The following is a 19,750-nucleotide window of genomic DNA, read 5'->3' as shown; positions in this document are numbered from 1 at the left end:
CTCGTCATTGTATAAATTGAGGATCTGGGCATGAGCATCAGACTATATGACAGTGCCTGGGTAATTGTCGAAAACGGCCAGGAGCCTTTGCAGGTGCATAAGGACGGGCGTAATCCGGCGGCGTTCAATGTTGGCGAATATCAGTATGACATCGACGGCCGTGCCCTGGGCACGTCGGCAGGCGCGCCGGCGATCGTCAGTTTGCACACTCTGCAGTCGGCCAAGGAAGCCGGTTTGCGCACGGCTTACAACCGCGATATAGACCCGGCGATTTAGGGCTTCGAGTGTCTATAAGCCAATAGAGTAAGGCCGACCTGTTAACACGCAGCCACCAGCCAAGTTGAGCTCACCTCGATCACGTAGATCGGCATCTCTGAACGCCCCAGATACGGCTTATCCCAGGCTTCGATCAGTAGCTAGACGGCATCTTTCGGAGGACGAGTTTTCACTCTCAGTTTGAGGGGAGAGGTAACCAAAGCCTAGGTCGCTTTCCACCAACGACAGGTCCATAGCGAAAAAGGGCGCCTTCAAGCCTGATCACGTTTGAATAAGATGATCCTTGTGAAAATCCGGCGGACATGAGACCGACGCGCCGACATTTGATCTTATTCATTGGCCGAGGTGAGAATGAAGTCATGGTCGAATACGCCCTACGGGTTTCGACCACGCCGATGAGGGGGGGAGCATAAGGTTTATGGCTCGCTCCCAAAAAATCCGGAGGAACTGCCGACAGAAGACCCGTTCGCGCGCATTGTTACAGCTTGACCCTTGCCCCGCAGTGCCAAACGGCTACGCAGGAATCAGAGCTCACTGCCATATGAAGCGTCTCTAAGCCTACAGAGTGGTAACCTGCATGATTTCGCGATTGGTGCCGGAGAGTTTTACCGCGCTGAGTATGCCCGTTGCGTAGGCGCCAGTGTCCACACCTATCCGCCATTCGAGGTTGGATACATCCTCCCTGGCCGAGTGACCGTGCACGACGACATATTCGCACGACTTCGGGGACGACAAGAAGGCGTCTCGTATCCAAAGAAACGTATCAGCATCTTGAGCTTCAAGGGGCAGCTCTGGATTTACCCCGCCATGCACAAAAAGATAGTCGCCGGCTATGAAATTGATTTTGGCCTCATGCATCAGCTTCATATGCGATTGGGGGATCGCACGCTTCACTTTCGTCTGAAGCTCGGGCCAGTGAGAAAAATCCGACTTGTCACCCCCTATTTTTATGCCGTACGACGCTAGGGTTGCCATTCCGCCGAATTCTAACCACAACCATCCACAACTGCTATCCAGGCAAAACTTGATCAGGGCGAACTCGTGATTACCGACCAGTACGACTGTATCACACCATGTTTGAATCTGTAGCCTCAGAATTGAGCCAATAACTTCAGAGGAGTTAGGCCCGCGGTCGATAAAATCGCCAAGAATAATAATTCGGGGTTTCTCTCCAATTTCAGATGAATCATTTCTTATGTCGAGGAGCATCTTCAAGAACAGGTCATTTCGGCCGTGAATGTCGCCGATCGCATAGGTCAGCCTGTCAATGGAGGATTTGAAAACCTCAGGCGGTTCGGGTGGCCCCGGCGTATCGGGCGTTTTTTGCCTTGATTTGTCCAATAACCAGAACATGTGCATCCGTTTCAGGCTCGTCATCTCCTGCCGAATTTCGCCAGAAAGGGAGCGCTTGACACGACGGTCGGAGGTTGACCGCCGAAGGGTTTCTTCTGCCTATTAACCCTAAACCCGCGGCGGACGCAAGATAGCGCAAAAAACGCAATCCGCAGTCAAGCGTGATGGCTCCTGATCTCGGCGCGAAACTGGCAAATTATTGCTTACGTACCTTTGTTGTGCCTCTGGTTCAGAGCGAGTCGCCGGCGCCTGAAAGGCAATAAGCCAGGTGCATATTAAGGACGTCTGACGCGCACGAGGGGGCGGAGCTTAAGGTTTCGCTTTATTCCCCTCGGCCTGGTCCCAGGCAACCGGTTTGTAATGCTCTTCGCAAGAGCCGGCCCAGGGTTGCGAGTAGGTGGCCAATTTCTCGACCTTGCCGCTTAAAAAATAGATGACGACATATTTGTTCGTCATCCCTGAGCGACCGCAATACTGCCAAGCTTCCTCGGAGCCTTTAAATTCGCGGTTTCCAGGCTCCCCCATGATGAGGTTGACATCTGTTTTGTTCTGGCCTGCCACTATGCTTCCAGCGCGATCTATAGTTCCCTTATTGGAGGCCTGCGCCCCAGAACTCGAGACTAAAGCAGAAAACGCAACAAGAACGATTATGGGCTTCATCTGATTCTCTGAGAGGGTTGCTTTTAGTTTAGTTAACAAGCGTCGACTCAGGGCGCAACCGCATCTTTACCCGAGGCGGCGGAGTGCACGCGACCTTACGGTCGGATGATACCCATGTTGAACCGTCGTCCAAGGACGCCCAAATGAAAGCAAGACCCGCGACAGAACTGCCTCGCGTTAATCACGCGCGAAGTCATCATAGCGTCTCGTCATGCGCCGTTTTACCCGGTTTTCACGGGGTTCGCACAGTAGCAGGTTTGGCCACATATCGCAGACGGAGCGGGGAGGGGCTGTGCATTGCACTGTTGTTCTCCGGAACCATGGCCCTGCGAACGTGTCGCCATGGTACAGTTCCGGACTTGCCCTGGACTGCGCGCCCATGGAGCGGTCGCATAGGGCGCTTGACCGCATATATCCACAGGCGGGCACGCTTGCGGCCATCCGGCCAAATCAAAGCCTCAAATATGCGCCGGCAGCGATCTTCGTCAGAAAACGCGGTGACCATGTCATCGACAGTCTCTACTTTTGCGAGAAACTGATCGGCCCAGTTTGACATCGTTGCCTCCATCTTCGCTAACGATAGAAATATGGAGTGATTTCCCTTATAGAGCGCCAGATCGCTGTCTTTTGTTGAAAAGGGGGTGCATCAGATCTGCACGCTTCGTTCGTTCCGGCCGAACTGCAGGTGCATCAGTCGGCTTAGCGGTAAACTTCAGCGGGCGCCAGCGTCGGTGCGCCCTGTCCGTAATCGACCCGCGCCTCTTCGCCAGGCGGGAACTCAAGAACGTCAAACCGTTCCGGGTCCGTCTGCTTCAGTCCACCCACGAACCGTTTGACGGAGTTGTACTGGTGATCAAAGCCATGGCGGTCGACAAGCTCGCGATAGATGCTCGTGGCATTGCGGCCCAGCCGGACCTGTTCTTCGATCCATTCCCGGTGCGGCTCACAGGCCGACATCGAAGCCCGGCAAGTCGGTGGCCACCCTGGCCCGTTTTGCTCAGCGGCCGTGGAAAACCCGGTGGCCGGGGTGCGGGATTTTTGAATCCGCCACCGCCTCAGCATCGGTGGCCACCTTGGCCCGTTTTGAAAGTTCCTTGGCGATCAGGCCAACCGTCTTGCGATTGACCTCAAGACGACGCGCGATCTCTCGGTGGCTGATCCCTTTCTCGAGAAGGGTAATAACGCTCTGGCGAAGATGTGCCTGCAAGATGTTCAACTCTCTCTCCCTCAATCAAATGAGGGAGTGGAATAACATCTGCTGCGGACCTTAATTTATGGGGCCCCAACTGGCCCGTTTTGACCGGCCACCGGGGAGCCACCGAGTATTTGCCCGAAATTGATGTTTTTTTGATGCGTATACGATCATTCACGCGGCAAAATAGCTGTCGAAACCGCTTATTGGTTCCTGGCCATCTCCGCCTCTGCCGCCACGTATGGGACGATGAGATGGTACCTTTTTCGTGCAAATCAGGAGAAGGTCAGGCCGGGTATTTGCGCAATGTAATGCCCCTGGGGAGCGTTCATCTCGCCGTCGGATTTCGGAGTAACGACGCGAGGAAATCGGTAAACGGTATGATGTCTTGGCGAACGCTGGCCGCTTCCAGCGCTTGCATGTATTCGGTCCGGCGTTCTACGGGAACCACGGTCCAGTCATATCCCGCAGCAGCCATCATTACGTTCATCAGGAAACGTCCCATGCGGCCGTTTCCGTCCATGTACGGATGGATATAGACGAAGATGAAATGCCCTAGAACGACACGGACCGCAGGGTCTCGCTCCTCACGGAGGAGGTCGAATAGTGTAGGCATGGCGTCACGCACGGCGTCATGATTCAAAGGGCGGTGCTGTGATCCCCTAATATAGACCGGCCAATTGCGATAGCCCGCAAGGCTGGCGGGCGGGATCAAGCCAGCTTCCACGCTTGGCCCGAACATTTCACGATACCACACCGCGTGATCATCATCGGCCACGGCTCCTGGATTTTCTCCCCGCAAAATGCGTTCAAGACTCTTTTTGACGCATTCAAAGGCCATGAAATAGCCGCGCGCCGCCATCGCATCTTTCTGCTGGCGGTCGGCGTCATTTTGTTGAGGGTTCCAGATGCCTGTTCGAACGCGCTCTATCAGCTCTCTCGTGACGCGATATCCTTCGATCGAAAGGGAGTGATATGCGTCCGTGACGTAAATCCGATCGACCGCGGTGAGATATGTGGCAACATCCACATTGCGCTCCGCCGGCGCCGGGAACCGTCCGATGATATCGGCACGCATCTTGATCCACATTGCCTTGATACGGTGGACGTACGGCGAGGGCTCCCTCGAATAGCTGAAGCCTTCCAACTTGCCGTTAAACGGATCTGACTCCCTCACCGTGTGACCTGCAACTCGCATGGTGCCTAGGATGTCATCTGCGATACGACCGGCGCCGATATTGCGGAACGCACCTGCCAGGCGGCCGGCAATGACTGTATGGCCTCCCGCTAGAAGGCGAGTCAAGAGCGCTGCGGCATCCCGCTGGGTGCTAAGGACGGCGCGTGCATCGACCGGATTGTTCAAGAAAAAAGTCTCGGTTACGGCAAAAAGGGCCGCTTCGATCGAATAGACCCGAACCGCATCGAGGACACCTTGATCTTCTTTTGCAGGCAATGGCTGACGCACGTCGAGAATGCTGGTGTTATGCTGCAATTCGGTAATCCGATTGCTGCCGGCCGGCGCACGGACCAATAGTTGCCGGGGTACGGTCCAGTTTCCGGAATGTAGCATCAACGACTGATCGGGAGAGAGGCACCAAGCTTCGCCAAATCTCTCTGTCAAATATTCGGAACAGAAACCCCAGAAAGACGTATACCACGCCGTCGTATCATGTGGAACTTCGTCCGGTCGCGTGATGATGTACCAGCCTTTCATTACTTCCTGAATGAAGCCGGCATCTCGCAATCGTTCGCGGTCGGTGCGCCCCAAATCTCTTGAACGCAAACATTGACGTCCCTCTCGCTGTATAACCTCCAAGGTCTCGAGGGAGTTTGCCAATTTTTCTGAGGAGGTTGCCACAGGATTTGCCTTAGAATTTTTCGTATATTGCGATGGAGATCTTTTCTTAAATTATGCTGTAGCATATTTCGTAAATTAAGCTGCATACAATATCGTAAATTGTGTTGTAGAATTTTTCGTATATCGCGTTGAATTGCCTTGATGCTGGTGAGGAGGAGGGCGTTACCCAATGACCGATGGAGCGTTTTCCACGCCATGAACTCGGTTCCACGGTCGAAAGTGATTGACTGGCGGCCCTGAGATGGGAAGGGGGCGTAATTGCTCCTGGATGGTGCCTAAGACACCTAACGAGTGGCGATCCTTATTACGGATGACGACTTGGTAACGGCTTTTGCGCTCGATCAGACTGGTGATGTTTGCCTTTCCGAAGTCGCGTCGGAAAATCACCAGATCGGCCTCCCAATGCCCAAAAGTCTCGCGATTAGCAATGTCTTTAGGTCTATGTTTTATGTTACAATACAGAGGGATATGTGACCCCTTTGGCTTGCGGCCACGGAGACCGCGCCTTGTTCTGCGCCGGCGGGCGAGCAGGGTGTAAAGCGCCATCTCACGGTTGCTGCGATCGTAGATAAAGCGATAGATCGTCTCTGAACAGACGCGGCCGAACCTGGATTTATCCACAGGGTGAAGCTTGAGCCGACCAGCGATTTGTTCAGGCGACCAGTGCTGCTCAAGTCTCTCAATGATGTGCACACGCAACTCGAGATCACGCTCCAGCTTGCGCCGTTTAAAACGCCGCTTGCGCGCAAACTCGGTTGCGTTCCATGCAAACCACCCAGAGTATTGCGGGCATTCTCTATCGTGAAAATAATTGCGCCGAATTTCGCGATAAAGCGTCGAATGGTGACGGCCGAGCATCTTGGCGATTTGCGTGAGTGGAATTTTGCGATCGAGCAGTTTGTAGATCGTCTGACGTTCTTCCTTCGTCAGATGGGTGTAAGAATGGCCCATAATGGTCTCTCAAGAAGCGGTTGATTCTATGGATCATTCGCGCTTCAAAATAGAGTCCACCCGGCTACATCATTTAATCGCCTAATAAAGCTTATGGGAAATTATGTGCTATTCAACTCAGTCTGTCTGTGATTTTTGCAATCAAATCCATTTTCTCGTGCAGGATAGCAATGACAAGTGCCTGCGCATTTTCAAGCATAAGGCAGAAGATATAATGATGTTGGCAACGTGTTACGCGTAATGCCGGATGAACCTCGACCAAGATTTTGTAAGTGCCTTGGCCCTGCGACAATCGTTGAAGACCGTTGTGCAATTTATTTGCATAAGCTCGTGCCTGGACAGCGCCCCAGGTTTCTCGGGTATATCTGATAACAGAGCGAAGATCCTCAACTGCGCCGGCTTGCAAGACGTAGCTAACCGTCAAGAAACTGAACTCTCTTTGAGCTCTTCATCTACAATCTGCTCGAACGACAAGCTCGCCAGATCACCATTAAGCCCCTGTTCAATTCGTTTTGTAAGAAAGTCCTTTAGTTCGAGCCAATCCTGAGCGCCCTCCCATGACGCCGGCAACAAACGTTCCAAGGCATATTGCCGAATAGTCTTGCCTTGCAAAGCGGCCAGCGCTTTCAAACTCTGATGCTGTTGATCAGTCATATCGATCGTCAGTCGGCTCATTCATTTTACTCCTACACTTATGACCCACATTATCACAAATGTGGGAGCGTCTCAACAACCTCTCGGTCAAGTCATAAAACGTGTTTATTTTCAATAAATTATATAAAAAATCTAATGTATGTTATGAGAAATCGGGCGGAAATATTCAACTTCATGCGATTTTCTACGAAACAGTGTCGTGGGTTCAGTTTGCCAACGGGTCGGACGAAAGCCAATCCTCGCAGCGCAGCCCTTCAACACGGGAGAACTCACCCAAATTTCCAGTAACAACTATTCGACGGCACGATGATGCGACGCCCCCCTTCCCTCAGAATAGTCACATCTTTGACCCCTTCCGGAAAAGCCACATCTTTAGGTAAGCGAACTGCTTGCGAGCGATTCGATTGAAACAAAGTTGTACGAGTCATTAAACCTCTGTTTGGATATCTTCTGGCATCGGTGTGCATGAAGCTTGTATGACATCCAATATATCCAAGAAAACAACGGTCGTAAGATATCAGCAAGTGCCGGATTGATGGACCAAGACCTTACATAGGCGATAAATATTCACTTTGAATATTTCCAAAAGCGCCCTTTGCCTTCTGCTATCCACGATAACGCTTCCTCAATTCGCTTATCGCGGGTGGAGTCGGTTTTTGCCTCGCCTATCCAGACATTATACTCCTTCTGAAATGATGGTGATTTGCTATCAAAAATTGCCTTTGTCTTTGGATTTACCTCGAGCATCTCAGCAAAGGCTTTTGGCATATCGACTTTCTTTGGGGATTCTGATTTTTGCTTTGGGAGCTTTACGCCCTGCTCATTGAGCGCCATCGCCTCTTTGATCCACAATATCAAATCAGCGTCCGGGGGAAGGTCGCCAGAGCCCGTCAGGCTTCCCATGAACCGCTTTGCTGCAGGCATGTCAGAGTTTGCCTTGAGACGTGGGTCGTACATAAGTGCGTCCTTGTAGAACGTGAAGGAACAGTGCCTCTTATAGGCGGCAAAAATGCACATCATGTCGCCGCGATAGTCGAAATGAGGGATGCCCCATTTAACCTCTTCAACCACCTCAGGGCATGTCGCATGAATAAGGTCACGCAGATGGGAAAAAATGGGCTTCGCAAATTCTTCTGCCTTTTCGTAATAGGCATCAGCTTTCGGGTTGCGGTTTGGAGTGTTCATTGCATTGGGGCCTGTTAAATTTTTGCCAAGGTCATATTAAACGGCTCTTGTAGATCACTCACGATGGCCGAGCCCAACGCAAACCTCTGAACAACAGCCCTGCGCGACGGGTCCGCGAGTGCGCGGAAGACTGAAACTAAAGCGGCACGATTGTTATCCATTCATAGCGAGCCCACCTCTCCGAAGCCTGGCCTTCCGACAGAACTGCCGTCATTATCTTTTCAATGAATGTTTTGTCCGCTGGCTGCATCCTACCCCCAACGCGCTCGAAGCAAATTCGTTAAACCGCAACCTGGCCCCAAATTCAACCGAAGATATCCCTTTCATTGAATTCTATTGTGGGGTTTAGTTTGCGGAAAGCGTATTCATGGAACGCCCTACATTTGGAGGGTGATCTCCCTGTGCCAGCGAATTGCCGAAAACCAGGCACGGTCATTGTCCCGCCACGAGCAAGTTCCATGTGGCGCGCAAGATGTAGCCGCCCCGCCGCAGCGCAATTACCTATCTTCTAAAGCCTTTGACGGATCAGTTTCGGCGGTCCTTCAAGGAAGCTTAGTGCGAGGGTAGCATGGTGAGTTGCTGCCGCGGCAGGCACAGCATCCGTAGCCTTCGCCTTGGTGATACAGACTCGCAGACTGATCCAACCTATCCGGACAGCTTGCTCGCCATTGAAATCTGTGTCGTCGCGGCTCTCATCCTGATTGTCGCGCTACAGCGGTCTGTCAGGGGACTTATCAGGCCAGTTTATATTCAAACAGCGTGATGCTCGTTGCAGGTAAGGTAAGCGTGCCCGCGCGCGGATTGAAGCTGCCTTCCTTGATCGTCACCTGCGCTGCCGCGCCGACCACATTTTGGGCATCGAGACCAGGTGCATCCAGACGCCAGGTGCGTCCGGCGCGGCCAGGCGCGAAGCCGTTGATCGCCAGTTTGAGGCTCTGGGTCTCTTCGGTGGCGTTGACCACAGAGACGATCAGAGCCTTATGGTCTGCCGTCAAGGCGGCGGAGACATCAAGCGGCCAGGTCGCGCTGCCCGTATTAACGCTCGGCTGGTCGCCGCCAATCGGATACCGCGGCGGCGGCACCGGCGACGTCCCGGTGACGGCTACCGGAATGACACCGAAGTGTTGATTATAAAGCTGGAACACCCGGCCGGTGGCGCTGATGACCGAGTCGGTTGGCGTAAAATTGAGCCAGCCGGTCGCCATGGTGTAGCCAGCCGCCTCGATGAAATCGGTGTGCCGGTAAAATTCGTGGAAGGCGATGGCCACGGCCAGGCAACCCTTGTAATCCGCCCCGAAATGATAGGCCCATTCGTCGAAGAAGACCTTGATCTTGCCGTCATTCAGAACCGGGAAGGCTTTTTTATAGGCTTCCCAGCAATCCGCCATCGTCTGGATGCGCTGCGCCATGCCACGTGACCATTCATTGAGCGACTGAGTGATATCCACCAGCTTGCCCGTTGAGAGATCATAGCGTTTATTTTCCGCCGGATAAGCGTGGGTCTGAAGGGCGTCGAAACGGCCCATGCAGTTTTTAAACATACCGTAGGCCCAGTCACGCTCCGAACCGATGGCGACCTGCGGCTGCCCTTCGATAAAGATGCCCTGCCCCGTCGTCATTTCGTCGGCGAAGCCGCCCGGTGCCGCGATATAGATGGTTGGATCGACAGCGCGCATGGCATCAACGAACAGGTTATGTTTGACGTAGTATTGCTCCGGCGCGATGTGGCCCATCTGCCAGTGGCCGTACATCTCGTTGCCTATATCCCAATATTTGACACGCCAAGGCTCGGGGTGACCATTGGCGGCGCGCTTGGCGCCCCATTCGGTATTGGCGCCGCCATTCACATATTCGACCAGTTCCGCACCCGATCGTGGGGAATCAAAGCCGGTGCTGACGCACCAGTACGGTTCGACATTGATCAGGCGGGCCATGTGCAGGAGTTCGTCGACACCGACATCATTCGGCTGAACAGCATTCCACACCGGGTCCATGATCGGCGGGCGTTTATCGAGGTCGCCTACCGTGAAATGCCAGTCATAGGCCGACAGGAAATTACCGCCCGGCATGCGCATGATCTTGCAATCCATCTCACGCAGCAAAGCTATCATATCGGCCCGGAAGCCGCCTACATTGTCGGCCGGCATCAAGGAGACAGCGCCAACGCGGAACGTGCCTGGGCCCGTTCCGGTAATTTCCAGACGTCCGGTGGTCGTAGCGACCCCACAGTTGAAGGTAAGCGGCACCGTCGTCCAGTCGGTCTTCGTCGCGACCGGCACGCTTTGGCGCATGGCCGGATCACTGCCCCATATCAGCGTCGCCGTGACGGCGACGCCGGCATCAGCGGCGACCACCAGGCGGACACTGTAGGCTTTCTTGGCCAGCGCCAGATCCCCCTGCCCTATACCCAGCGGGGTGGCGCCCGTCAGGCGGACGACCGGACTATGCACGCCGACATAAGGTGCCTTTGTATCCATCGTCACGCTGTCATCTGGCCCGGTGGGGTGCCATTTTCTGGGCGGCGCGCCTCTGCGACGGTTGGCTGCGGCCGCGGGAGCCGGCTCCGGCTTGACAACGGGCCAGTAGAACTTGCGGTCGTCAAGAACCTCGCTCCACAGGCTGTCATTGATGAGATCACCGATATGCTCGATGAAGCCACCATAGATGAACGGCGAAATGGGCGACCTTGTGTCGGCGGCATTGACGCTTCCGCTCAAGGACGGGCTACCGGCCGCATAGGCTGGCAGGGTTATGCTTAGGCTGAGCGCGCTCATAGCGGTAAGCGCGCCCCGGCGCGAGATGTGTGGCATTATTTTGGTCACGGCTTTTCCCCTGTTCTGATTTTTGATGGATAGTCACCCGCCACCTGGCGCCTATGGGGCCAAGACCTGAGTGGACGTGATCGTTAAGGCGGCGGCGGCGCCGGCAGTTTTCCCCAGCCCTTTTCGGTTGTCCGGTTGTCCACCGCCGAGCCAGATAGCGACCTTGCCGGGCTTGACCGAACGCGTGCCATCCTGATTGACCGTACTCAAGGCACGGCTATCGAGCGTGAAACTGACCGTCTTGGTTTCGCCCGCCTTCAGGTGAATGCGTTCAAAGCGTTCCAGCGCGCGAATTGGGACATTCTTCTCCCCCGGATGGCTGACATAGAGCTGAACGACTTCGTCGCTATCGACGCCGCCTGAATTGCTGACTTTTGTCGAGACCGTAACGGGTTCGTCGCCGCGTACCTGGCGAGCCGATAGGGTCAGCGGGGCGTACTGGAAACGACTGTAGGAAAGGCCATAACCAAACGGATAAAGCGCCTCACCCTTGAAATAGCGATAGGTCCTGCCTTTCATGGTGTAGTCGTTGAAGGCAGGCAACTGATCGACCGAACGATAGAAGGTCATCGGCAGGCGGCCCGCTGGACTGAAATCGCCCGCGATGAGACGTGCAACAGCCGCGCCGCCCTGCCCGCCCGGATACCAGGCTTCAACAATGGCCGGCACATGCTCGTCCGCCCAGTTTACGCCCAGGGCACTACCGTTCAAAAGCACCAGCACAACCGGCTTGCCGGTCGCGCTCACCTTCTCCAACAGGTTTTGCTGAATGGGTGGCAGGTCAATGCTGGTTCGGTCACCGCCGGAAAATCCGACGGCGTCAACGTGCATTTCTTCGCCTTCGACGCGCTGAGATAAGCCCGCGGCGAAAATCACGAGATCAGCGTCCTTGGCTGCCGCCACGGCGGCCTGAGCGCCCGCATCGGAAGGTAAGCTCCAGATCAGTTTTTCATCGCCCTTGGGCTGACGCTGGAAGGATTCGACACGAATGGAATTATGGCTGCCAGCTTCCAGCTTGATCGCACCGGTAGCAATGGACGGCCGCCAATCGACGCGCCAGGCATCCACCACCATCTTGTCATTGACCCAGATGCGGTAACCGCCATCGGCATCGTAGCGGAAACGGTACTCGCCACTTTCCGGAGCCGTCAGGTAGCCCTCAAACCGCACGGCACCGCTGCGCTTTTCCCCACTCCAGCTTTGGCGGATGCCGGCTTCGGTCGTGGTTTCCCGAGGTGCACCTGTCACATCGTGAGAGCTGAAACGGCTCACGGTCACGCCTTTTTCAGCGCAGCCCTTGTCACGGCACAACACCGCGTCAGGCACGGCGGATAAGACCGGGTCGATCAGGCCTGAGCCTTGCGCATAATGAACAGTGGCATTGGGATAACGGGCGCGTATGCCCGCCAGAACCGTCACCGGGTGCGAAGGATCGCCATTGTAGTTGCCAACAAGAGAATCAATCGAGTCCGCATTCGGCCCGATCACCGCGATTGAGCGAGGCTCGGATTTGAGCGGCAGCAGGCTGCCTTGGTTCTTCAGCAGTACCATGGCGGATTCCGCCACACGCTGCGACAGATCGCGATTGGCCTGGGTGTCGTAATCAGCCGCCGTGATCGATGGGAAAACCGTCGGTGCGGGGTCAAATTGCCCAAGTTTGATGCGGGCGGTAAACAAACGCACAAGTGCGGTATCAAGAACCGTTTCCGGCAGCACGCCTTTACGGACGGCGCTGGTCAGGTGATCGGCTTCATTGGCGTTGCCGCAGATCAGGTCCGTACCGGCCTGATAGGCAGCCGCCACGCCGTCTTCGGGCGTTGCGCGATAGTGATGCGAGGTTTTGTAATAGATATCGCCCACGGCATCGCAGTCCGATACCACAAAGCCCTTAAAGCCCCAGTCCTTGCGCAGGTGCGTGACGAGCAGGTCGTCGTTGGCGCAGGCCGGCTGACCATCAATGGCATTATAGGCGCACATGATCGATGCAGCCTTGCCCTCGGTGATCGTCGCCCGGAAGGCTGGGAGGTAGGTGTCCTCGAGATCATAGCGCGATGGCGTCACATTGTCCCGGTGGCGACCGGATTCAGGTCCACTGTGAACGGCATAGTGCTTGGGTGTGGCCACGGTGCGATAATAGGTGGGGTCATCGCCCTGGAGCCCCTGAACAAAGGCTACCCCCATGCGCGAGGTCAGATAGGGATCTTCCCCATAGGTCTCCTGCCCTCTTCCCCACCGTGGATCACGGAAGATGTTGATGTTGGGCGACCAGACGGTCAGCCCGCGGAACCAGTCGGACCCCCCGAAACGATGAAGGCGTTCCAGGTTCTTGGCGCGAAATTCGATGCTGATCGTGTCCGCCACCTGATGGATCAGCGGCGCGTCAAAGGTCGCGGCCAGGCCCACAGCCTGCGGGAAAACCGTGGCATTGCCGGCGCCCGCCACGCCATGCAGGCCTTCGTTCCACCAGTTGTATTCTCGCACCCCGAGGCGCGGAATGGCTGGCGCATCATTGATGAGCTGGGCGGTTTTTTCTTCGAGTGTCATGCGCGAGACCAGATCGGCGGCGCGCTGTTCGGCGGATTTTGTCAGGTCATGATAGCCTTGGGAATCCAATGGATTTTGCGCCTGAGCGGTCTGCAGCGTGCCAATGGATATCAGCATCACAAGTGCGCTCTGAGCCACAAATCGGCCACGACCAGTCGACGCCCGTTTGGGGTGTTTCACGATGTCCTCCCAGTACCGCTTTATCGCGGCGTTTGTTGGCGATCAGGCCGCCTTTCTGATAGCGCTACCATGAAAAAGCCGACTTGAAAAGTTAATTTGTCTGACCTTTGCATATTGACACGAAAAAACGAGGAAAGGCTGTAATTTGCTACCGCAGGCGCCGAAACTGTCAGCAACAGTTTTGGTGAGCGAACGGGGCTAATTGCGGTAACAATGGCCTGACATTGCGGACGCAGGATCGAAGGCCTCTTTCTGTTGGACGCCGCCAGGAAATTAGTGACCCTGCCCCGGTGCATAGGGGAAGGTCAGGGCTTCGTAGGCTTCCAGTGGTAGGGCAGGAGCCGTGTAACCTGCGGGCAAAGGCAGGCCTGATTTCGACTGAAAATAGCTGATCGAGGCATCACGCCACCACTTCGCTTCCCGGCGCTGTATGGTCAGGTTTTGCGAGACGGCGGCAAAGCGTTGCGCATCAACATAAGGCGCGAGACCTGTCCATGTGATTTGCATGACGCCGGTCTGATCGACACCGGACTGGTAGCGCATCACAAGACCGTCCCAAAGCGTGTGGCCATCCTGCAAACGATAGTCCCACGGCAGGTGATGGAACCACAAAAGATAGCGCTCATCCATCTTACGCGGATCGGACCAGATTTTCGCCGCGCGCGGATTATACTGCGCCAGGGCATCGCTACCGGTCTTTGTGCGGTCAAAGCCAATTCCACCGGCATCGGCCTTGTTGTAATAGACTGGATTCCACTCCGGCCGTGCCAGCTCATGTACCCACGGGCCGGGACCATAGTGGTGACCGGTCGCCATCTGATGATGCAGGCCGAGCGGCGTCATATAGTCGGCCATAGCCTCTCGTGAGTTCATCATCATGTCGACAACCGGCGTGACAAAGGCGGGATCACCCGAGAACGTCATACGCACCCAGTCGGTGGCGATATCACGGCTGGAAGCGTCCGGATTCCACGCCAGTCGGCCAAAGGCATACCAGTTGGCCTGATCGAAATCAGATCCCGTCCAGTTGCGGTTTGCGCCGATATTGGCGACGCCAGCCATGCCTGTCAGGGCGTGTTTTTCCAGTGAGCCATCAATGACGCGCGCGACCGTCGAGCCCGCCCCCCTGACGAAGGTATCGGCTTTCAGCGTCTCCTCGAACAGCGGCGCCAGATAGACGAGGTGCGTCGCCTGTCCGGTATACTCCTTGGTAATTTGGAATTCCATCATCTCGCGGGTCTTCGGCATGGCACCGAACAAGGGCGAGAAAGGCTCGCGTGGCTGGAAGTCGATCGGGCCATTCTTGATCTGCACCAGCACATTGTCGGCGAACTGGCCATCGAGCGGATGGAACTCATTATAGGCCTGCTTGGCGCGGTCCGAGGCATCGTGTTCGCTATAGACGAAAGCGCGCCACATCACGATACCGCCATGGGGCGCCAGGGCCTCAGCCAGCATATTGGCGCCGTCGGCATGACTGCGGTGATAATCGCCAGGCCCCGGCTGGCCTTCCGAATTCGCCTTGACGAGGAAACCGCCGAAATCGGGGATCGCCTTGTAGATTTCATCCGTCTTGGCCCGCCACCAGGCGCGCACGGCCGGATCGAGCGGATCGGCGGTTTTCAGACCGCCCAGTTCGATGGGCGACGAGAAACGCGCCGACAGATAGATCTTGATACCGTAGGGCCGCAGACTATCGGCGAGCGCCGCCGTCTTGGCGATATAGGGCGCCGTCAGGCTGAGCGCCTTGGCGTTGACGTTATTGACCACTGTGCCGTTAATGCCGATTGACGCATTGGCGCGAGCATAGTCCGTGTAGCGCTGATCCTTGAGATCGGGCAGCCGCCACCAGTCCCAGATCGACGCCCCGGCATAGCCGCGCTCGACCGAGCCGTCGAGATTGTCCCAGTGATTGAGCAAACGCACCCTGATCTTGGGTGCATCGGCCATGTCGAGCTTATCTATCCCCTGACCCGTCTGTATTTGTCGCAAAAGGCGGAAAGCGCCATAGAGGACACCGCGATCGCTGTTGGCGGCGATGACCGTGACCTTGTGGCCATCCACCGTGACCGAGCGGATCAGATAGCCTTCCTCGCCCAAGCCGGACAACGGCAGGTTCAGTGCCTTGATCGCAGGCTGCTCAGCCGGCGTGCCGATAACAAGCGCACCGTCGCCGATCGAGGTGGCAGCCGGCAGGTCATGACCTAAAAAGCCGGAGACACCGCGCTGCAGTTCGCTTCGCGCGGCGCTCAGCATCGGACGGTCGCCAGCGACGACCGAGGTCAGGTGCGGCGCATAGATCTGAGCCTGCGCCACCGGCAAAGGCCGGTAACGCAGCCACAGATCATAACCGTCCTCGGCATGAGCCATGGTTACCAGACCAAGGGTCAATCCCAGCACAAGCAAGACAAGGCGGGCTATGCGCTGGGTCATGCGGGTGATCCTTGTTACCAGTTGAACAGGGTGCCGTCCTGCAGTCGGTTTACCGGCAGGTAGGCGCGTTGATAGGGGTATTTGGCGGCCTTTTCCTCGTCGATGTCAACGCCGAGACCCGGCGCTTCGCCGATATGGAGCGATCCGGCCTTGAAGCTGTAGTTGTGCGGGAACACTTCGTCGGTCAGTTCGGTGTGACGCATATATTCCTGGATGCCGAAATTGGGGATCGACACGTCGAAATGCAGCGCCGCTGACATGCAGACCGGCGACAGGTCGGTGGCACCATGGCAACCCGTCTTGACGCCATAGACATCAGCGAAGCTGGCAATGCGCTTAAGATGGGTGATGCCGCCGGCGTGGACGACAGTAGCGCGGATATAATCGATCAACTGGTTGCTGATCAGGTCCTTGCAGTCCCAGAGCGTATTGAAGATTTCACCGACCGCAAGCGGGGTGGTGGTGTGCTGGCGGATGAGCTTGAAGCTTTCTTGATTCTCGGCTGGTGTGGCGTCCTCCATCCAGAACGGACGATAGGGTTCAAGATCGCGCCCCAAACGTCCCGCCTCGATCGGCGTCAGGCGGTGATGGACGTCATGGAGTAGATGCACCTCGTCGCCCAGGGCCTCACGTGCCGCTTTGAACAGCTTCGGCACCACGCGCATATAGGCTTCGGTGTTCCATTCGTTTTCGGTCGGCAGGTCAGCATCGGCGGGCTCATAGAACATCTTGTCCTTGGAAACGCCGTAGGTGCTGCTGAGCCCCGGCACGCCGCATTGCAGGCGGATGGCCTTATAACCGAGCGCCTGATAGCTTTGCGCCACCTCTACCGTATTCTCGATGGTTGTGCCATTGGCGTGGCCATAGACCATGACGCCCGTGCGGCAGGCGCCGCCCAGAAGCTGATAAAGCGGCAGGCCGGCGATCTTGCCCTTGATGTCCCAAAGCGCCATGTCCACGGCGGCGATGGCCGACATCGTGACCGGTCCGCGTCGCCAATAGGCGCCACGATAGAGATATTGCCAGATATCCTCGATCTGATGGGCGTCGCGGCCGATCAGGCAGGGAATAACGTGATCTTCGAGATAGGAGACGACCGACAGTTCGCGGCCATTCAGCGTCGCGTCACCCAGTCCATAAACGCCCTGATCGGTTTCAATCTTGAGCGTGACGAAGTTGCGCCCCGGACAGGTCACAATGACCTTGGCGGATAGAATCTTTGCGTGTGTGGAGGATGGAGTATTAGCCAAAATCGTGCTTCCTGTTGCAGCCTAAAGTAAAGACAAGGGCATCTTCACCGATGCGGTTGGTCAGACCAATATGCCATTGCGATCAAGGCCTCAACGAAAAAATGCAGTCCTTAAAACATAACATGCTTGTAGAATCCTGACACACAAGGGATTTAAGCCGTTCATTTTGGTATGACCAAATTCGCCGATCCCGACTTACGCCCAGATTAAACAGATAAAGGCAAAAGAGGCCAGAGATAGATTACATGCGCCAGTTCACGGTTCTTGCCGTCCTTATATCTATAATTTCGTTCGCAACGGCCTGAGGCGCCTCATCGGCGTGGCTGAATGGTGATCAAAGCTATCAAGGACGTGACCTGACCATTCCAGATGGCAAGACCTCAATCTTACGGCTGCGCCTCTACAGGTATCGCCAAGCCATCCGAATGACACTTGGCCATTGCCCCCTTAACTGAAACCTATGTCCATTTCTGAGATTTGGGCATAGTCTGTGCACTCTTTTGAGCTTTTAGGTGCATCATGAGTCCTTCCCCAGAGCGTCGCCCGCGCGGGCGTCCCCGCGAAGACAAATTTCAAAAGGACAGCGATGCAAAAACCAACCAATCGCTCGAAAAAGCATTGAGCTTGCTGAAGGTTCTGTCGCATCATGACGGCCTTACCCTGACCGCGCTGGCGGATGAAGCGGGCCTTCCGGTGTCATCCACGCACCGCCTTTTAGGTACATTATCTGCGCACGATCTGGTCGCCTGTGACGACCTCACACAAAAATGGTCGATCGGCATTGAAGCTCTGCGCATTGGCATGGCCTTCCAGCGCCGCAATAAGATCCTGCTTGCTGCGCGCCCCCTTATGACGGAGTTGATGGAAGCGACCGGCGAGACCGTCAATATGGCAATGCTTGACGGTTACGAGATTGTCTTCATCTCGCAGGTGGAATGTCAGGAGCCTATTCGCGCGTTCTTTCGTATCGGAGAGCGGCGTGCAATCCATGCTTCGGGTATTGGCAAGGCGCTGTTGGCAGAAATGACAGCGTCGCGCATCGACGTTTTCCTCAACACCCGCGCCCTGACCCGTTTTACAGCCGCCACGATTACAGAGCCGAACGCTTTGCGCGAAAATCTCTCTCTGATCCGAGAGCGCGGCTGGTCCATCGATGATGAAGAGGCCAATCCAGGTATGAGGTGCGTGGCTGCAGCCATCTTCAATGAGTTTGGCGAGGCGCATGCCGGCATTTCCCTTTCCGGGCCAAGCACGCGGCTGACGGTGGAACGCCTACCTTCACTGGGCCTTAGGGTACATGAAACAGCCGATCGCCTCTCAAAACTGACGGGCGGCCACCTCCTGGCCTGATGGGTCCTTATAAAAACCCTTCGACCCTGCCCTGCCTTCATCGCGTGAGGTCAAGCAGGCGCAGGCCAGTCGGGAAAACGAGATCGAAAAACGCCATACTGGCCAGCGAGCGGCAACCAAACGCGCATTTTTGTAGCATGAGCGGACAAATCAAGACCATCATACCGCCGACCTTATGATCCTCGGTCTCGAACCTACGTGCCTTAGTGCCCACATGCCATCTATCCGCTGGGTGAGTTTCGCGGCGTCGTGCCAGATGTGGTCGCCAGTGAGGTTGATATGCTCCCAGCCCCGCGGCGTAAGGTGGGCAAGTGAGGCGTCGTCTATGGTCTCGCCAGCTCGACAAGCCGCTCGCACACCCTTTTTCCGAATTTGCGACGACTGGAACGTCCTTAAACTTGAAGCGTTTGACTGGAATTGGCCTCAGAACATCACACCCCGCTTTACAGCCTCACAAATTGAGGCGACGACTTCTGCCTTGCGCAATCGCATTGTGGAGCTGGAAGCTGAGGTCGCCGCCCTGCGCAAGGTCGACTAACCTTGCTACATCAGAGGAAAATTCGTCACGTAAAATTTAGCTCTGCGGCTCGTAGACGCCAACCGTGAAGAAATCGCTGTAGACCGTCACGTCCACCCTGACGCCGGAGGCATCGCTGAAGTCGGTTGAATTGGCGGAAAATTCATTTGTCGCGCGGGTAAATTCGTTACGGCAGGCGCCAATGTTATTGGCATAAACGTCTCCCATGGCCTTCAACGTGGACGGCGTCGCTGAGCGGTCGGACGAACTGAAGAAACACTTGTATCGGATTTCCGGCGCCAGGACATTGTCGATCTGACAGTTGTCGGCATAGGGCAGGTTCGACGTCACCTTCCAGGTGTCGGATTCGATCTTCTTGCCCTTGATGGATTTAAAATGTGTCACCGAAGCGTCTAACACGGTGCGCAAAACGGGGCAGATATTGGGATCTTGGGCCTGTGCGGCAGGCGCGATCAGCAAGGTGACTGCAGCGGAGGCGATGATAAATTTGCGCATGGGGTTTCC

At 55.8% G+C, this 19,750-nt stretch carries 18 protein-coding genes; 3 read left to right on the top strand and 15 right to left on the bottom strand.

The window, feature by feature from the left end; all coding sequences use genetic code 11:
- Window positions 1-30: 30 nt before the first annotated feature.
- Entirely contained in the window at window positions 31-276 is a 246-nt protein-coding gene (locus B060_RS0117070) for a hypothetical protein (RefSeq protein ID WP_018083019.1), read from the top strand.
- Between the two features lie 558 nt (window positions 277-834).
- Here B060_RS0117070 and B060_RS0117065 read toward each other — a convergent pair.
- The 14 genes from B060_RS0117065 to manD all read right to left on the bottom strand — a co-directional run bounded on the left by B060_RS0117065 (window position 835) and on the right by manD (window position 17,358).
- Window positions 835-1,653, bottom strand: coding sequence for a metallophosphoesterase (locus tag B060_RS0117065; RefSeq protein WP_018083018.1), 819 nt, complete (start codon window positions 1,651-1,653; stop codon window positions 835-837).
- Between the two features lie 285 nt (window positions 1,654-1,938).
- Window positions 1,939-2,289 (bottom strand): hypothetical protein, encoded by a 351-nt coding sequence (locus B060_RS0117060; protein WP_018083017.1) that lies wholly within the window; start codon window positions 2,287-2,289, stop codon window positions 1,939-1,941.
- Window positions 2,290-2,988: 699 nt separating this feature from the next.
- Entirely contained in the window at window positions 2,989-3,246 is a 258-nt protein-coding gene (locus tag B060_RS0117050) for a hypothetical protein (RefSeq protein ID WP_023447371.1), read from the bottom strand.
- A 40-nt stretch (window positions 3,247-3,286) separates the two neighbouring features.
- The gene (locus B060_RS27315; RefSeq protein WP_023447370.1) at window positions 3,287-3,505 is read right to left on the bottom strand and encodes a helix-turn-helix domain-containing protein; all 219 of its coding nucleotides are present in this window, start codon (window positions 3,503-3,505) and stop codon (window positions 3,287-3,289) included.
- 304 nt (window positions 3,506-3,809) lie between these two features.
- Window positions 3,810-5,249: a Fic family protein gene (locus tag B060_RS0117040; protein ID WP_244874637.1), complete on the bottom strand. Its 1,440-nt coding sequence runs from the start codon at window positions 5,247-5,249 to the stop codon at window positions 3,810-3,812.
- 252 nt (window positions 5,250-5,501) lie between these two features.
- A complete protein-coding gene (locus B060_RS25005; RefSeq protein WP_023447369.1) occupies window positions 5,502-6,290 on the bottom strand; it encodes an IS30 family transposase in 789 nt (262 codons plus the stop codon).
- Between the two features lie 112 nt (window positions 6,291-6,402).
- Window positions 6,403-6,714 carry a type II toxin-antitoxin system RelE/ParE family toxin gene (locus B060_RS0117030; protein ID WP_018083015.1) on the bottom strand — a complete coding sequence of 104 codons (312 nt, stop codon included), beginning with the start codon at window positions 6,712-6,714 and terminating at the stop codon, window positions 6,403-6,405.
- Window positions 6,711-6,965, bottom strand: a complete 255-nt coding sequence (locus B060_RS0117025; protein WP_018083014.1) for an antitoxin — start codon at window positions 6,963-6,965, stop codon at window positions 6,711-6,713. The genes B060_RS0117030 and B060_RS0117025 overlap by 4 nt, the downstream gene beginning before the upstream one ends.
- A 248-nt stretch (window positions 6,966-7,213) precedes the next feature.
- Window positions 7,214-7,372, bottom strand: a complete 159-nt coding sequence (vapB, locus tag B060_RS26685; RefSeq protein WP_280512629.1) for a type II toxin-antitoxin system VapB family antitoxin — start codon at window positions 7,370-7,372, stop codon at window positions 7,214-7,216.
- 139 nt (window positions 7,373-7,511) lie between these two features.
- Window positions 7,512-8,129, bottom strand: coding sequence for a YdeI/OmpD-associated family protein (locus B060_RS0117020; RefSeq protein ID WP_018083013.1), 618 nt, complete (start codon window positions 8,127-8,129; stop codon window positions 7,512-7,514).
- A gap of 734 nt (window positions 8,130-8,863) precedes the next feature.
- A complete protein-coding gene (locus tag B060_RS0117015) occupies window positions 8,864-10,951 on the bottom strand; it encodes an alpha-L-arabinofuranosidase (protein WP_201768111.1) in 2,088 nt (695 codons plus the stop codon).
- Window positions 10,952-11,002: 51 nt separating this feature from the next.
- On the bottom strand, window positions 11,003-13,675 hold the full coding sequence (locus B060_RS0117010; protein ID WP_244874636.1) for a glycoside hydrolase family 3 protein: 2,673 nt from the start codon (window positions 13,673-13,675) through the stop codon (window positions 11,003-11,005).
- 273 nt (window positions 13,676-13,948) lie between these two features.
- The gene (locus B060_RS0117005; RefSeq protein WP_018083010.1) at window positions 13,949-16,108 is read right to left on the bottom strand and encodes an alpha-glucuronidase family glycosyl hydrolase; all 2,160 of its coding nucleotides are present in this window, start codon (window positions 16,106-16,108) and stop codon (window positions 13,949-13,951) included.
- 14 nt (window positions 16,109-16,122) lie between these two features.
- Window positions 16,123-17,358: a D-mannonate dehydratase ManD gene (gene manD / locus B060_RS0117000; RefSeq protein WP_035423448.1), complete on the bottom strand. Its 1,236-nt coding sequence runs from the start codon at window positions 17,356-17,358 to the stop codon at window positions 16,123-16,125.
- A 519-nt stretch (window positions 17,359-17,877) separates the two neighbouring features.
- Here manD and B060_RS0116995 point away from each other — a divergent pair.
- Together B060_RS0116995 and B060_RS27310 are read left to right on the top strand one after the other, a co-directional pair.
- On the top strand, window positions 17,878-18,708 hold the full coding sequence (locus B060_RS0116995; RefSeq protein WP_023447368.1) for an IclR family transcriptional regulator: 831 nt from the start codon (window positions 17,878-17,880) through the stop codon (window positions 18,706-18,708).
- Window positions 18,709-19,033: 325 nt separating this feature from the next.
- Window positions 19,034-19,246: a hypothetical protein gene (locus B060_RS27310; RefSeq protein ID WP_155847815.1), complete on the top strand. Its 213-nt coding sequence runs from the start codon at window positions 19,034-19,036 to the stop codon at window positions 19,244-19,246.
- A gap of 36 nt (window positions 19,247-19,282) precedes the next feature.
- Here B060_RS27310 and B060_RS0116985 read toward each other — a convergent pair whose 3' ends face one another.
- Entirely contained in the window at window positions 19,283-19,741 is a 459-nt protein-coding gene (locus tag B060_RS0116985; protein ID WP_018083006.1) for a hypothetical protein, read from the bottom strand.
- Window positions 19,742-19,750 lie beyond the last annotated feature (9 nt).

The sequence above is a fragment of the Asticcacaulis benevestitus DSM 16100 = ATCC BAA-896 genome (genome assembly GCF_000376105.1).
Taxonomy (GTDB): domain Bacteria; phylum Pseudomonadota; class Alphaproteobacteria; order Caulobacterales; family Caulobacteraceae; genus Asticcacaulis; species Asticcacaulis benevestitus.
Note: the sequence above shows the minus strand (reverse complement) of the source record. Positions and strands in the feature narration are given on the sequence as shown.

What these genes read in the sequence shown, in the direction of transcription:
- B060_RS0117070 (WP_018083019.1), top strand. Translation starts at nt 31, where the DNA reads ATGAGCATCAGACTATATGACAGTGCCTGGGTAATTGTCGAAAACGGC.
- B060_RS0117065 (WP_018083018.1), bottom strand. Translation starts at nt 1,653, where the DNA reads ATGACGAGCCTGAAACGGATGCACATGTTCTGGTTATTGGACAAATCA.
- B060_RS0117060 (WP_018083017.1), bottom strand. Translation starts at nt 2,289, where the DNA reads ATGAAGCCCATAATCGTTCTTGTTGCGTTTTCTGCTTTAGTCTCGAGT.
- B060_RS0117050 (WP_023447371.1), bottom strand. Translation starts at nt 3,246, where the DNA reads ATGTCGGCCTGTGAGCCGCACCGGGAATGGATCGAAGAACAGGTCCGG.
- B060_RS25005 (WP_023447369.1), bottom strand. Translation starts at nt 6,290, where the DNA reads ATGGGCCATTCTTACACCCATCTGACGAAGGAAGAACGTCAGACGATC.
- B060_RS0117025 (WP_018083014.1), bottom strand. Translation starts at nt 6,965, where the DNA reads ATGAGCCGACTGACGATCGATATGACTGATCAACAGCATCAGAGTTTG.
- vapB (WP_280512629.1), bottom strand. Translation starts at nt 7,372, where the DNA reads ATGACTCGTACAACTTTGTTTCAATCGAATCGCTCGCAAGCAGTTCGC.
- B060_RS0117020 (WP_018083013.1), bottom strand. Translation starts at nt 8,129, where the DNA reads ATGAACACTCCAAACCGCAACCCGAAAGCTGATGCCTATTACGAAAAG.
- B060_RS0117005 (WP_018083010.1), bottom strand. Translation starts at nt 16,108, where the DNA reads ATGACCCAGCGCATAGCCCGCCTTGTCTTGCTTGTGCTGGGATTGACC.
- B060_RS0116995 (WP_023447368.1), top strand. Translation starts at nt 17,878, where the DNA reads ATGAGTCCTTCCCCAGAGCGTCGCCCGCGCGGGCGTCCCCGCGAAGAC.
- B060_RS27310 (WP_155847815.1), top strand. Translation starts at nt 19,034, where the DNA reads ATGGTCTCGCCAGCTCGACAAGCCGCTCGCACACCCTTTTTCCGAATT.
- B060_RS0116985 (WP_018083006.1), bottom strand. Translation starts at nt 19,741, where the DNA reads ATGCGCAAATTTATCATCGCCTCCGCTGCAGTCACCTTGCTGATCGCG.